This window comes from Bacillus sp. BP-3, assembly GCF_028401955.1.
Lineage (GTDB): Bacteria > Bacillota > Bacilli > Bacillales > Bacillaceae_G > Bacillus_A.
In genome coordinates this window covers 53,968-66,654 of record NZ_JAQOTJ010000001.1, presented here as the reverse complement: position 1 = coordinate 66,654, position 12,687 = coordinate 53,968, and the positions used below count along the sequence as shown (strand labels likewise).

The 12,687-nt window shown below is 37.4% G+C and carries 13 protein-coding genes and 2 other annotated features; of the genes, 1 reads left to right on the top strand and 12 read right to left on the bottom strand.

Features of this window, described 5'->3' with window-relative positions; all coding sequences use genetic code 11:
• Positions 1 to 71 precede the first annotated feature (71 nt).
• From PLX19_RS00355 to ytxC, 7 genes are all read right to left on the bottom strand, one after another.
• Positions 72 to 563, bottom strand: a complete 492-nt coding sequence (locus PLX19_RS00355; protein WP_272186540.1) for a dUTP diphosphatase — start codon at positions 561 to 563, stop codon at positions 72 to 74.
• Positions 564 to 1,272: 709 nt separating this feature from the next.
• Entirely contained in the window at positions 1,273 to 2,289 is a 1,017-nt protein-coding gene (gene adhP / locus PLX19_RS00350) for an alcohol dehydrogenase AdhP (RefSeq protein ID WP_272186539.1), read from the bottom strand.
• 183 nt (positions 2,290 to 2,472) lie between these two features.
• A complete protein-coding gene (gene rplT / locus PLX19_RS00345; RefSeq protein ID WP_230573755.1) occupies positions 2,473 to 2,832 on the bottom strand; it encodes a 50S ribosomal protein L20 in 360 nt (119 codons plus the stop codon).
• A gap of 40 nt (positions 2,833 to 2,872) precedes the next feature.
• Positions 2,873 to 3,070 (bottom strand): 50S ribosomal protein L35, encoded by a 198-nt coding sequence (gene rpmI / locus PLX19_RS00340; protein WP_020060080.1) that lies wholly within the window; start codon positions 3,068 to 3,070, stop codon positions 2,873 to 2,875.
• Between the two features lie 21 nt (positions 3,071 to 3,091).
• Entirely contained in the window at positions 3,092 to 3,595 is a 504-nt protein-coding gene (gene infC / locus PLX19_RS00335) for a translation initiation factor IF-3 (RefSeq protein ID WP_020060081.1), read from the bottom strand.
• Between the two features lie 62 nt (positions 3,596 to 3,657).
• Positions 3,658 to 3,776: a sequence feature (ribosomal protein L20 leader region), on the bottom strand.
• 200 nt (positions 3,777 to 3,976) lie between these two features.
• Positions 3,977 to 5,908 carry a threonine--tRNA ligase gene (thrS, locus tag PLX19_RS00330; RefSeq protein ID WP_272186538.1) on the bottom strand — a complete coding sequence of 644 codons (1,932 nt, stop codon included), beginning with the start codon at positions 5,906 to 5,908 and terminating at the stop codon, positions 3,977 to 3,979.
• Positions 5,909 to 5,958: 50 nt separating this feature from the next.
• Positions 5,959 to 6,185: a binding site (T-box leader), on the bottom strand.
• Between the two features lie 32 nt (positions 6,186 to 6,217).
• Entirely contained in the window at positions 6,218 to 7,099 is an 882-nt protein-coding gene (gene ytxC, locus PLX19_RS00325; protein WP_272186537.1) for a putative sporulation protein YtxC, read from the bottom strand.
• 148 nt (positions 7,100 to 7,247) lie between these two features.
• Here ytxC and PLX19_RS00320 point away from each other — a divergent pair, with 148 nt between their 5' ends.
• Positions 7,248 to 7,445: a DUF4177 domain-containing protein gene (locus tag PLX19_RS00320; RefSeq protein ID WP_272186536.1), complete on the top strand. Its 198-nt coding sequence runs from the start codon at positions 7,248 to 7,250 to the stop codon at positions 7,443 to 7,445.
• A 303-nt stretch (positions 7,446 to 7,748) separates the two neighbouring features.
• Here the strand turns inward: PLX19_RS00320 and dnaI are convergent, their stop codons facing one another.
• From dnaI to PLX19_RS00295, 5 genes are all read right to left on the bottom strand, one after another.
• Positions 7,749 to 8,687 (bottom strand): primosomal protein DnaI, encoded by a 939-nt coding sequence (gene dnaI / locus PLX19_RS00315; RefSeq protein ID WP_272186535.1) that lies wholly within the window; start codon positions 8,685 to 8,687, stop codon positions 7,749 to 7,751.
• Positions 8,688 to 8,716: 29 nt separating this feature from the next.
• Positions 8,717 to 10,105, bottom strand: a complete 1,389-nt coding sequence (locus PLX19_RS00310) for a replication initiation and membrane attachment family protein (RefSeq protein ID WP_272186534.1) — start codon at positions 10,103 to 10,105, stop codon at positions 8,717 to 8,719.
• 80 nt (positions 10,106 to 10,185) lie between these two features.
• Positions 10,186 to 10,647 carry a transcriptional regulator NrdR gene (nrdR, locus tag PLX19_RS00305; RefSeq protein ID WP_090916416.1) on the bottom strand — a complete coding sequence of 154 codons (462 nt, stop codon included), beginning with the start codon at positions 10,645 to 10,647 and terminating at the stop codon, positions 10,186 to 10,188.
• A 200-nt stretch (positions 10,648 to 10,847) separates the two neighbouring features.
• On the bottom strand, positions 10,848 to 11,231 hold the full coding sequence (gene speD / locus PLX19_RS00300) for an adenosylmethionine decarboxylase (RefSeq protein ID WP_170857660.1): 384 nt from the start codon (positions 11,229 to 11,231) through the stop codon (positions 10,848 to 10,850).
• A gap of 370 nt (positions 11,232 to 11,601) precedes the next feature.
• Positions 11,602 to 12,630 (bottom strand): glyceraldehyde-3-phosphate dehydrogenase, encoded by a 1,029-nt coding sequence (locus PLX19_RS00295; protein ID WP_272186533.1) that lies wholly within the window; start codon positions 12,628 to 12,630, stop codon positions 11,602 to 11,604.
• Positions 12,631 to 12,687 lie beyond the last annotated feature (57 nt).

The following is a 12,687-nucleotide window of genomic DNA, read 5'->3' as shown; positions in this document are numbered from 1 at the left end:
TGGACAATGTCCTCCTTTTTCTTCATCTCTTCAATTATACAAGAGCGGAAAATAATATTCAAAAAATTTCATCAATACCCTTCTGTTTGACGTTGATGATTCACTTCATTTTTATCTAAGTATGCTTTCTCAATCTCTTCTTGTCCAAAATCAAGCGCTTGTCCTAAACGAAGATAGCTTGTAAACAATTCAATGTAATTTGTAATAGACGGCTGCTCATTAAAGCGAATTGCTTTCGCATATACATCTAAGAAGATTTCTACTTGCGTTTTATTTGTTAGTGCACATTTATAAAACAAGAAATTTTTATCAATTCCTAAATCGATTCCAATAGATAAAATAAAATGCAGCCCATCTACGTATTCTTCTAGTACAACTTGACGCTCAGATGCTGGCTTGTTACTCCAATATTTAAAGCAGCGTGTTTCATTTGCAAGTTCACCAATTTCCACAAGAAGTGCTAGCATTTTTTCTTTTAATAATTTTTTCGGTTCTAAATTATGTTCTTCCGTAATACGATCATCTAATTCTTTTTGTAATTTAAATAATTGTAGTAAATCCAAAACGTACTCCTCCTTCAATATCGAATAAACTCACTCGATATTGCTCCATTCTATTGGTAAATATGAACAAATAATCAAGTTATATTCTTACATTATAACAGTGTCACTTTCGTGTGGAAAGATAAGATTATCTGAAGTCAAACACCCTTTTCACAGCATATTTCATATATATCTATTTTTGTTTTCCGATATATAAGTTGTTGCTATGCAAAGTACAACACAACATGATCCGCACTTGCTGTCTTCCTTTGTTTGAAACCTCGCATGTGGCACTGATCACTTCTATACACGGCCAGATACTCTCGTCCTCCCGAAAAAGAAAAGGGTTTTTATGTTGTTTTTTAAATTTCCTTGTATATATAAAGTGAAACTTTAATCAGTGGAGGTTTTCTTCATCCCCACTGATTATCAGCCTCCACCAATCGGGTGCATGCCAGCAGTTTATCTCCCACCTAACTTCTTAAGAAAAGCGGAAGTGGCTCGCCCAGAATGTGAGGGGGATAGAACTTCTGACATAGAGGTATTTTTTACCTCGTAGGAAGAAGCGAAGCCACCGAACATTCTAGCCACTGGAACTGAACAATGCTTTCTCCGAATTTTGAAGTGGGAGTGTTACTGCCCTCCAATAGCGGGATAAATAAACATAAAAAGCCAGAGAACCTCTCCGACTTTTTATGTTTATTCTTCTATATTATTGAATCTTTTATTCTCATTTTGTCATATCTAATACAACACGTCCATTAATCTTTCCTTCTTCCATTTCAGCAAATACATCATTAATTTCATGAAGGTGACGCGTTTCAATGATTACTTTTACTTTTCCTTCAGCTGCAAATTGCAATGCTTCTTGTAAATCTTTACGAGTCCCAACGATGGAACCGACAATCTTTACAGCATTTAACACTGTATCAAAAATTGGTACTTCCATCATTTCCGGCGGTAAACCAACTGCAACACATGCCCCGCCTCGGCGCACGGCACGGTAAGCTTGGTCAAATGCAGGCTTCGACACAGCTGTACAAATGGAAGCATGTACACCATTTACTTGTTCATGAATCCATAGTGCTGCATCCTCTTTTAATGGATTTACTACTAAATCTGCTCCTAATTCTTTTGCGAGTTCAAGCTTTTCATCAACTGTATCCACAGCTACAACGTGTAATCCCATTGCCTTTGCATATTGTACTGCTAAATGTCCCAGTCCACCAATTCCAAAAATAGCAACCCATTGTCCAGGTTTTGCCTCTGATACTTTTAGCGCTTTATATGTCGTAACACCGGCACAAAACAGTGGTGCTGCGTCAATAAAGCTTAAGTTCTCAGGCACTTGCATAACATAATCCGCTGCCGCAACGCAATATTCAGCATAGCCGCCATCAACAGAATAACCAGCGTTATGTTGATCTAAGCAAAGTGTTTCTCTTCCTGTTAAACAGTATTCACAATGCCCACATGCCGAATATAGCCATGGAATCCCAACACGATCACCAACTTTTAAATGTGTAACACCTTCACCAACTTCTTCAATTACACCAACACCTTCATGACCTGGAATTAATGGAAGCTTCGGCTTTACCGGCCAATCACCGTGCGCTGCATGTAAGTCCGTATGACAGACGCCGCATGCTTGAATATGTACAAGTACTTGATTTGGACCTGCTTTCGGTTTTGGTACATCCTTAACCTCTAATTGTTCTTTGAATTGGTTTACAACAGCCGCTTTCAAATGAATTCCTCCTTCAACCCGCTTTTTGGAAAAAGTTTTCATTTATATATTAAAGCATTCCCATTTACCAAAGAGGAACTATTTTGGATATTTTTTGAATTTTTTATGACTAGTAGGATTTATTCTTTAATAATAAACATTAAAAAAATCCTTAGGAGCAATGTCCTAAGGATTTATTATCAATTACTTGTTTAAAGCTGTTTTAGCAGCTGTTGCTAATTCAGCGAAAGCTTTTTCGTCATAAACAGCTAGGTCAGCAAGCATTTTGCGGTTTACTTCGATACCAGCAAGCTTAAGACCGTTCATTAAACGGCTGTAAGAAAGACCGTTCATACGAGCAGCTGCGTTAATACGAGTGATCCATAATTTACGGAAGTCACGTTTCTTTTGACGACGGTCACGGAATGCATACATTAAAGATTTCATTACTTGTTGGTTAGCAACTTTGTATAATGTATGTTTAGAACCGTAGTAACCTTTTGCTAATTTAATAATTTTTTTACGACGTTTACGAGTAACCGTACCACCTTTTACTCTTGGCATATTATTTCCCTCCTAGATATCTATCTGAACAAAATATAAATTACATGTTGTCAAGCATTTGACGAATACGTTTGAAGTCACCAGCGCTTACTACACCAGCTTTACGTAATTTACGTTTAGCTTTTGTAGATTTGTTAGCGAATAAGTGGCTTGTGTAAGCGTGAGAACGCTTTAGTTTACCAGATCCTGTTTTTTTGAAACGCTTTGCAGCGCCGCGGTGAGTTTTCTGTTTAGGCATAGTGATTTCCTCCTCTATTTATTACTTATCATTTTTCGGTGCTAAAACTAAGAACATACTGCGTCCTTCCATTTTTGGCTTAGATTCAATTGTACTAACTTCAGCACAAGCTTCAGAGAAGCGATCTAAAACACGTTGACCGATTTCTTTATGAGTAATAGCACGACCTTTAAAGCGAATAGACGCTTTAACTTTGTCGCCTTTCTCTAAGAATTTAATAGCATTGCGAAGTTTTGTGTTAAAGTCATGTTCATCAATTGTTGGACTTAAACGAACTTCTTTCATACTAATGATTTTTTGATTTTTACGCTGCTCTTTTTCTTTCTTTTGTTGCTCAAAGCGGAATTTTCCGTAGTCCATAATACGGCATACTGGTGGTTTCGCATTTGGAGCAACTAATACTAGATCAAGATTTACGTTTGCAGCCATATCTAATGCTTCTTGACGAGACTTAATTCCAAGTTGATCACCATTTGCACCAACTAAACGTACTTCACGTGCACGAATTTGCTCGTTAATCATCATGTCCTTGCTAATAGTAAGCCACCTCCAAGGTTTTATGGGAATACGTTTTGGGAAGGAAGAACCCAAACAAAAAAGTGCGGGCATATGACACCCACACTTATAATATCTCTAGTAAGAAATACTTACCTGCCAACTGCTTTCGCGTCAATCAGGTGAGAAGCGGGTGCTTCTACTTGTTCCACAAATCCGTATTCTATTATCCTTGATGATTTTACCATAGGACATGCTGCGTGTCAAGAAGTCAAACTTCTTAAGTAGCAACAAAAAATATTGTAACAAACAAAATGAATACATGCAACAGTTTTTTATATAAAGCGAACTCTGGTTCTTATTACCAATTCAAAGTACACAAAAAAGCCGCGGGCAAGCCGCGACTTTTTCTTATCGTTTTCCTTCAACTTTAATTAGGTCAACGAAAGCATCTAATGAGATTGTTTCTGATTTTTGTTCGCCGTATTTACGGACGTTTACACCAGTTTCAGCAACTTCATTGTCACCTACTACAAGCATATACGGAATCTTTTGCATTTGCGCCTCGCGGATTTTGTAACCAATTTTCTCGTCACGAGTATCCACTTCAACACGAATGCCAGCACGTTGTAATTCTTCTTGTACTTTCTTCGCGTAGTCTAAATGTACTTGCGGAGAAACTGGAATTACTTGTACTTGAACCGGCGCTAACCATGTTGGGAATGCACCTTTGTACTCTTCGATTAAGAAGGCAACAAAGCGTTCCATAGTTGATACAACACCGCGGTGAATAACAACTGGGCGATGATGCTTACCATCTTCACCGATGTAAGTTAACTCAAATCGTTCTGGAAGTAAGAAGTCTAGTTGTATAGTTGAAAGTGTTTCGTCTTTTCCAAGCGCAGTACGAACTTGCACGTCAAGTTTCGGACCGTAGAATGCCGCTTCACCTTCTGCTTCATAGTACTCAAGACCCATTTCATCCATAGCTTCTTTTAACATTGATTGTGCTTTTCCCCACATTTCATCGTCATCATAGTACTTTTCAGTATCTGCTGGATCACGATAAGATAAACGGAATGAATAATCTTCTAAATCGAAGTCTTTGTATACCTCTAAAGTTAAATTTACAACTCGTTTGAACTCTTCTTTAATTTGGTCTGGGCGTACGAAAATGTGCGCATCATTTAAAGTCATCCCGCGAACACGCTGTAATCCAGATAGAGCACCAGACATTTCATAACGGTGCATTGTTCCAAGCTCCGCAATACGGATTGGTAACTCACGGTAGCTGTGGATATCGTTTCTATACACCATCATATGGTGAGGGCAGTTCATCGGACGAAGTACTAATTCTTCATTATCCATTTCCATTGATGGGAACATGCCATCTCGGTAGTGATTCCAGTGACCAGAAGTTTCATAAAGGTCTCGGCTTCCTAATACTGGAGTATATACGTGGTCATATCCTAAGCTTACTTCTTTATCAACAATGTAACGCTCAATAATACGACGGATTGTTGCACCTTTTGGTAACCAAAGCGGTAAGCCTTGTCCTACTTTTTGGCTATTTGTAAATAGTTTTAACTCTTTACCTAATTTACGATGGTCACGCTCTTTCGCTTCTTCAAGCATACGTAAGTGCTCATCTAATTCTGCTTTTTTCACGAATGCAGTACCGTAAATACGTTGTAACATTTTGTTGTTGCTATCGCCGCGCCAGTAAGCACCTGCCACGCTTAACAATTTAAACACTTTAATTTTCCCTGTAGACGGAAGGTGAATACCGCGGCAAAGGTCGAAGAATTCGCCTTGTTCATAAATTGAAATAACCGCATCTTCTGGAAGATCGTTAATTAGTTCTAATTTTAGTTCATCGCCAATTTCTTCATAACGACGAAGTGCTTCCGCACGCGGTACTTCATGACGAACGATTTCTAAGTTCTCGTTCACAATCTTTTGCATTTCTTTTTCGATTTTTGGGAAATCTTCAACTGTAATCGCGTATTCCATATCGATATCATAGTAGAAGCCGTTTTCAATTACAGGCCCAATTCCAAGCTTCACATCTTTATATAAACGCTTTAATGCTTGCGATAATAAGTGAGCTGTTGAGTGGCGTAAAATGTATAGCCCATCTTCAGAATCTAATGTAATGATAGAAATTGCACCATCTTGCTCAATCGGTGTAAGTAAGTCTACCATTTCCTCATTTAATTTCCCTGCAATCGCTTTTTTCTTTAAGCCAGGGCTAATAGAAGCAGCAATATCTTCAGTTGTTGTTCCTTTTGGAAATTCCTTCACAGCTCCGTCTGGAAATGTAATTTTTACTACATCTGCCATCTTTAATCACTCCTTTTTCATAGTCAAAATAAAAAACACCCATCCCTATAAAAAGGGACGAGTGTTGAATTCGCGGTTCCACCCTTGTTCCAGTTAACACATTGTTAACTGCTCAAGTTCATGATAACGGCACTTGCCGTCAGCAATTACTAGACATTCGTTCACTGCTGAAGTTCAGAGGTGGTAAGTAATAATCTCGTATTAAGAAGCTCACACCCTAAGGCTTCTCTCTCTGCGAATCGTAGATAACTACTCATGTCCTCATCGTAACATTTTGATGTATTCTCGTGTATGTACGTAATTATATGCTCAAAAATTTAGAAAATCAAGAGCGTTCCCTCTATTTTTAAATTTTGTCACATTCTTTTCAAACTCATGAAGCGCATATAACTGCACTCTCTCTTGAAATACATTTTGAATCGTTACAATCATATTATGATCTTGTTCCTTCACATACAGATGAATTTTTTCAGGCGCGATTGACAGAAGCGGTGCCATAACATTCGGATCAATATATACACCTTTTTGAGAGAGTAATTCTTCCTCTATATACTGAACAAGTTTTTCTTCTTTTAAACGTCGCCCCTTTTCATCATAAAAGATACAACTGTCATTAAACACGAGATGCAAGCAAGACAAACGTGATTTTCGGCTGCTTACTTGTTGGCGAAGTGTTTCTACGAACATTTGATACTCTTGTTCTAACTTATATTCATCGATCGCCATCTCCGCCGTTCGATATAAAAATTCATTATACTTTCTCAAACGAAAACGAATATATGCTCCAAACGAAAAAGACATCGTATCATGCATCCAACCTTGTAAAGACGAAAGCACCAATTCTCTCCCTCTTTCTTTCGAAGGTGCATCAATTAATCCTTTTCGTTTCCCTTTTAAAATAGAATGAGCCATATGTAAAATTTGGTTTCGTTCTTCTCGCTCTTCATAATAAAATTTATCTTTTAAAATCGCACTTATCCATTCATCTTGTTTTGTGTTGATAATATATTGTATAAATACAGGAATGACCACCTTATCAATATATCGAGACTCTTGTATTGGTATATGAACAATTACTATTTGTTCGTACAAATAAATACTTATTTCTTCATATATATGATCTGTCCTTTTTTTAAGCTCTTTATATATAACAATAGCATCATTTTTTTCTTCGAAGCAGATTTCAATCACTTTTGTCCCCCCTTTTATAATTCTTGCTATTTCCATATATATTAGGGGGATGGACAAAAAATGATACAAGCTAATATGATTTTTTTATATTCACAGGCCATTTTCATTGTATAATTTTCTAAAAAGATTTTAAAAGGAGCAATACAATATGTACGAATACAAATTTGTAAAAGTCGAACTAAAATCCGGTCTAATGGCATCTAAACCAAAAGAAGATTATCAAACAATTATTACAGAACATGCTAAAGAAGGTTGGCGCTTCGTACAAATTTTTGCTCCTAGTACAGCAGGAACTGGATCAGCTGCATATTTCGAACTTATTTTCGAACGAAAACAAACAATATAAAGTGAAACTTTAATCAGTGGGGGTTTTCTTCATCCTCCACTGATTATCAGCCCTCACCAATCGGGCGCATGCCAGCAGTTTATCTCCCACCTAACTTCTGAAGAAAAGCGGAAGCGGCTCGCTCAGAATCGCAGGACGTTGGAGCCTCCGATAAAGAGGCGCTTTTTGCCTCGTCCAAGAGGGCGAAACGACCGGAGATTGTAGCCACTGAAACTGGACATTGCTTTCGCCGAATTTTGAAGTGGGAGTATTACTGCCCACGAATAGCAGGATAAAAAAAAGAGCAAGCTCACTGCTTGCTCTTTACGTATGCCTACGGTTTTTCCCGCCAATAGGAATCGGCTTCGCTAAATATTTAATACGCTCCATAATGCGAGCTGCTTTCATTTCTTCTTCTTCTCCGCGCTGTGTATACGTTAAATGATGCTCCAATTGTTTGAAATCAAAGTTAGATGTGAAAAACGTCGGTAAGTTCTCCAGCATACGGAATTGTAAAATCGCTCCAAGTACATCATCGCGCACAAAGCTCGACATCGCTTCCGCTCCAATATCATCTAACATAAGTACCGGAACACGCTTTACCGCATCAATTTTTTCGCTAATCGTATTATTTTGCAATGAACTTTTAATTTCACGCAAAAATTCTGGTAAGTAGACAATCATAGAACTAATTTTGCGCAGTGCTAGTTCATTGGCAATTGCCCCTAAAAGATATGTTTTTCCTACTCCAAATGATCCGTAGAAATAGAGTGCCTGCACTTTTTTCCCTACCTCATATTCACTTAAAAATTCATTTGCAGCACGAATCGCTTGAATACGCGGTTCTAAATCAGATGGATCTAAATTTTCCATCGAAGCTTGCAAAATATCGCTTGGCATATATACACTTTGAATCAATTTCTCATGCTTTTTCCGTTCATCATAAGCCACTTTTCTTACGCAACGATCATATTGAATATCAATCATCTTTCCTTGAATAATAAGCTTCGGTTCGTATCCTTGAATCATATTTTTACATGATTCTAAGTTTGGGCAATCTTTACATCCAACGCTCTGTCCAATGTACTCATATAGCTTCACAAGGCTGCGCTCAATCATCGACGTTGTTACTTCACCTTGATGTTCTTCTATAAATGCTTTCACACGCGGATGCGTCATTACCTCTTCTTTTAATACTTCATATCTATTCTTAAAATTTTCATTTTGCATTAACTTCGCAAATGTATTTTGAATTGGTTCCATTTCTTCACCTCAAAAGGAGCTCGCCTCTGTTAGTTTCGCTTATATTTTTTCAGCTCTTCCTCTAACTTTTTACGCTCTTCTTCTAATTTCCCTTGCTCTTCACTACGATGTGATGGCTTGCTATCTTCTGTTTGTTCCTTTAACCAGTCTGGTACAAGTTCTTTACGAACCGTTTTCTTCGTTGTCTTTCCTTTTTTCTTTGTTTCTGCCCATTCTTGATATTGGCGATTTTCCTCTTTCGCAAGTCCCATCGCTTCCGTTACGGTTGTAATTTTTTTACGAGCCCAGTGTCCGGCAATTTTCTCTACATACGATTTCGCTAACTTCATATCAGAACGAAGCATTACATAATAAATAAGTACATTTACAACACCTGGCGTTAATTTCTGACTCAACATCACATCTTCAATAATTTGCAAATCAGCCTTCGTCGGTTCAGCCCCGCCCGAAATTTCTTTTAATAACTCTCTTGGTGAAATTTCCTCTAACTGTTTAATGAGCATCTCTTCTTGTGTTGTCGGTTCTTTCTCCTTCATTGTCCGTGCATGCAATGGCTGCGTTCGCTCACTGAACTTAGGAAGTGCCTGTCCATTCTCAAATTGGTACCAATCACGCGCACCTTTTCGCAATCGTTCCATATCAATTGTATTATGCTCCGTAACAGCGCCAAGAACAATATTTTGCATGGATAACGGATCAATGCCGTATACGTAAGCTAATATAATCACACATTCACGCATCTGATCCGTAATTGCTTTGCGCGGCACAAGCGCGGATAATCCTTCTACAAATAATGAAAAATCAAAGAAATCATTCCAAATTTGCGGCGCATTCCCCTCTGCTCTGCTCGGCATCACAGTTGCATTTGGTATAAGCAGTTCTTCCTTGGCATGCTCAACTTGTCCTGGATTAAAAGAACCAAACACATCGTTAAAAGATCGTGTTACATTTTCATATGAAGCAAAGTCAAATTCTTCTTCTAAGAAATATTGCTTCACTTGATTATATTTCGCCTTGCTTAAGCGGTTATATAAAAAAATACTTAATACAATATCATCAAAAAATTGCTTTGGCATAAGCGGTGGCCGTAACTCATAAATAAACATGCGAATATCTTTTTCTTTTTTCACATACACATTTAAAAGCCCAATCGCCTCTAACTTTAGACGTTCTTCATAAATCTCCGGGAGCTGCATCTGCATTGTTACCATAATAGAATGATGTGTATTTTCTTTTCCAAATAAACGCTCCTGCTCTAACTCGCCCCACAACGTCATATATAGGCTAAAAGCTTTACTACCAATTAGCGGTTGATATAACATTGTCAGCACTTTACGATCATAGTTGCTGAGCAGCCCCCTTGCACTTACTTTATAACGGTCAATTGGCAACAGTTCCATCCATGACTGTCTTTCCATCCTTGCAAATCCTTTCTATCATCCATTCTTATTATCATTATGAGTGAAAAAAGAGCTAATAGCTTACGCTTCTAGCTCTTTTATTTTCGTTCTTTTTGAAGAATATCTTTCAACTCTTCAATAAATACGTTCAAATCTTTAAATTGTCGGTAAACAGATGCAAAACGTACATATGCAACATCATCAATATCTCGAAGCGCTTCCATGACCATTTCACCAATCATATCGCTTTTTACTTCTGACATTCCTAAGTTACGCAATTCCCGTTCTACATGTTGCGTGATTTCTTCTAATTGTTTTAACGTTACAGGTCGCTTTTCACACGCTTTAATTAAACCACGCAAAATTTTCTCTTTGTTAAATTCTTCTCGTGTCCCTTCTTTCTTTACAACAATAAGCGGCGGCTCTTCGACGCGTTCAAATGTTGTAAATCGATTGAGACAGCTTTCGCACTCTCTTCTTCTGCGAATTGATCGCCCTTCGTCAACCGGACGTGAATCCAATACTCTCGTACCATTGTGAAAACAGGATGGACAACGCAATCCATTCACTCCTTTACAATTTAATTTTATCTTAACAAAACTAAAACATTATAAACAAGAATTTTCTCTTCTATATTATAAACACTTAATCAAATATACTTATGTATAAACAAATTTCTTCTTATATTATAGATATAAAAAAAAACTAAAAAGAGGTGTATTATACACCTCTTTACATTTTAAATCAATTATCTTCTTTTTTAAAGAGCTTTTGTTTCTCTTTGCTTAATTTCGAAGCTACCTGTACCGCGAGGAAGTTCAATGCTCTCTCTCGTTTTTGCGCCTAAACCTTCAGCGATGTACTCTGCAGCAACATTTGGATCAATGCGGTCACCACAAGTATATACATCAATACTTGCATAACCATGCTCCGGAAAGCTATGAATTGTTAAGTGAGATTCAGAAATAATTACAACTCCGCTTACACCTTGCGGTGCAAATTTATGGAAAGCAACCTCACGTACTTCAGCGCCTGCTCGAAGTGCTGCATCCACAAATAATTTTTCAATATAAGGCATATCATTAAGCTTGTCGAAATCGCAATCCCAAAGTTCCGCGATTACGTGACGACCCATAGTATCCATAGTATCCATTCTACAGTTCCCCCTTGTTAATTTAATTTAACTGTTCGAATTGAAAACTAATTTGCAATTTGGCTTGCTCCACTACCACGGGGGAAAGTTAGTCCAGAGAGGTCCTAACCCTTTAAGCAGTGACTACCACCTCAGCTCTTAAGTTTACGAATGTTAGTATACTTTGTTTATTTTTATTTTGCAACAACAGTTTTTTATTTTTTCAAATGACATTTTCCCATTTATTTTTCTAAAAAAATAGAATAGCTCCGAAACCACAGTAATCATAGCTGTTCTAGGTGATTTACACAGAAAAAATATGTAATATTTTTCTATTATAAATAGAAAAAGGACAGGCTAACGCCTGCCCTTTTCTCATCTATTAAATATGTTGTACGTTTTCTTGTTTCGCAAATTGATCTACAACAAGCTTTACAAGATCTACAACACGACGAGAATAACCCCATTCGTTATCGTACCAAGCAAGTACTTTTACTTTTCTATCACCCATTACCATTGTGGATAAACCATCAATGATTGCAGAATGCGTATTTGTATTAAAATCTATAGAAACAAGCGGTTCATCGCTAAATGCAACAATTCCTTTTAATGCACCGTTCGCAACATTCATAAATGCTTCATTAATCTCTTCCACTGTTACGTCGCGTTTTACATCTACAACTAGGTCAACAAGAGATACATTTGGCGTCGGAACGCGAAGTGCCATACCATGAAGTTTTCCATTTAAATGCGGAAGAACTTTTGCTAACGCTTTCGCAGCACCTGTCGTTGTTGGAATGATAGATTGGCCACATGCACGTGCTCTACGTAAATCTTTATGTGGATTATCAATATTTTTTTGGTCATTTGTGTATGCATGAACTGTTGTCATTAAACCGTTTTCAATTCCAAACTGCTCATCTAACACCTTTACAACAGGCGCTAAACAGTTTGTTGTGCAAGATGCATTTGAAATAACGATATGTTTTGTAATATCAAGTTGGTCGTCATTTACACCAACAACAATTGTAACATCTTCATCTTTTCCTGGCGCAGTTAAAATAACGTTTTTCGCACCAGCTTCTACATGAAGACTTGCTTTTTCTTTAGAATTAAACTTACCTGTTGCTTCAATTACAATGTCTACCCCTAGTTCTTTCCAAGGCAATTCTTTTGGATCGCGGTTGTTTAAAAGGCGAATCATTTTACCATCTACTAATAAATGATCTTCAAACGCTTCTACTGTACCATCAAATTTACCGTGAACTGTATCATATTTAATTAAATGTGCTAACGTTTCTGATGGATAGCTCGCATTAATCGCTACAATTTCGAATGCGCTTTCTTTTACTGCCTGACGAAACACCATTCTCCCAATACGTCCAAACCCATTAATTGCCACACGAATCATAATATGTTATCCCCCTTGATTGCGTTATACTATTCATCTCAAATCCCAATAATAGTA

Bases quoted from the DNA above. Each gene is read 5' to 3' on its own strand.
- rplT (WP_230573755.1), bottom strand. From the start codon at position 2,832: ATGCCAAGAGTAAAAGGTGGTACGGTTACTCGTAAACGTCGTAAAAAA.
- rpmI (WP_020060080.1), bottom strand. From the start codon at position 3,070: ATGCCTAAACAGAAAACTCACCGCGGCGCTGCAAAGCGTTTCAAAAAA.
- infC (WP_020060081.1), bottom strand. From the start codon at position 3,595: ATGATGATTAACGAGCAAATTCGTGCACGTGAAGTACGTTTAGTTGGT.
- thrS (WP_272186538.1), bottom strand. From the start codon at position 5,908: ATGGCAGATGTAGTAAAAATTACATTTCCAGACGGAGCTGTGAAGGAA.
- PLX19_RS00320 (WP_272186536.1), top strand. From the start codon at position 7,248: ATGTACGAATACAAATTTGTAAAAGTCGAACTAAAATCCGGTCTAATG.
- dnaI (WP_272186535.1), bottom strand. From the start codon at position 8,687: ATGGAACCAATTCAAAATACATTTGCGAAGTTAATGCAAAATGAAAAT.
- PLX19_RS00310 (WP_272186534.1), bottom strand. From the start codon at position 10,105: ATGGAAAGACAGTCATGGATGGAACTGTTGCCAATTGACCGTTATAAA.
- speD (WP_170857660.1), bottom strand. From the start codon at position 11,231: ATGGATACTATGGGTCGTCACGTAATCGCGGAACTTTGGGATTGCGAT.
- PLX19_RS00295 (WP_272186533.1), bottom strand. From the start codon at position 12,630: ATGATTCGTGTGGCAATTAATGGGTTTGGACGTATTGGGAGAATGGTG.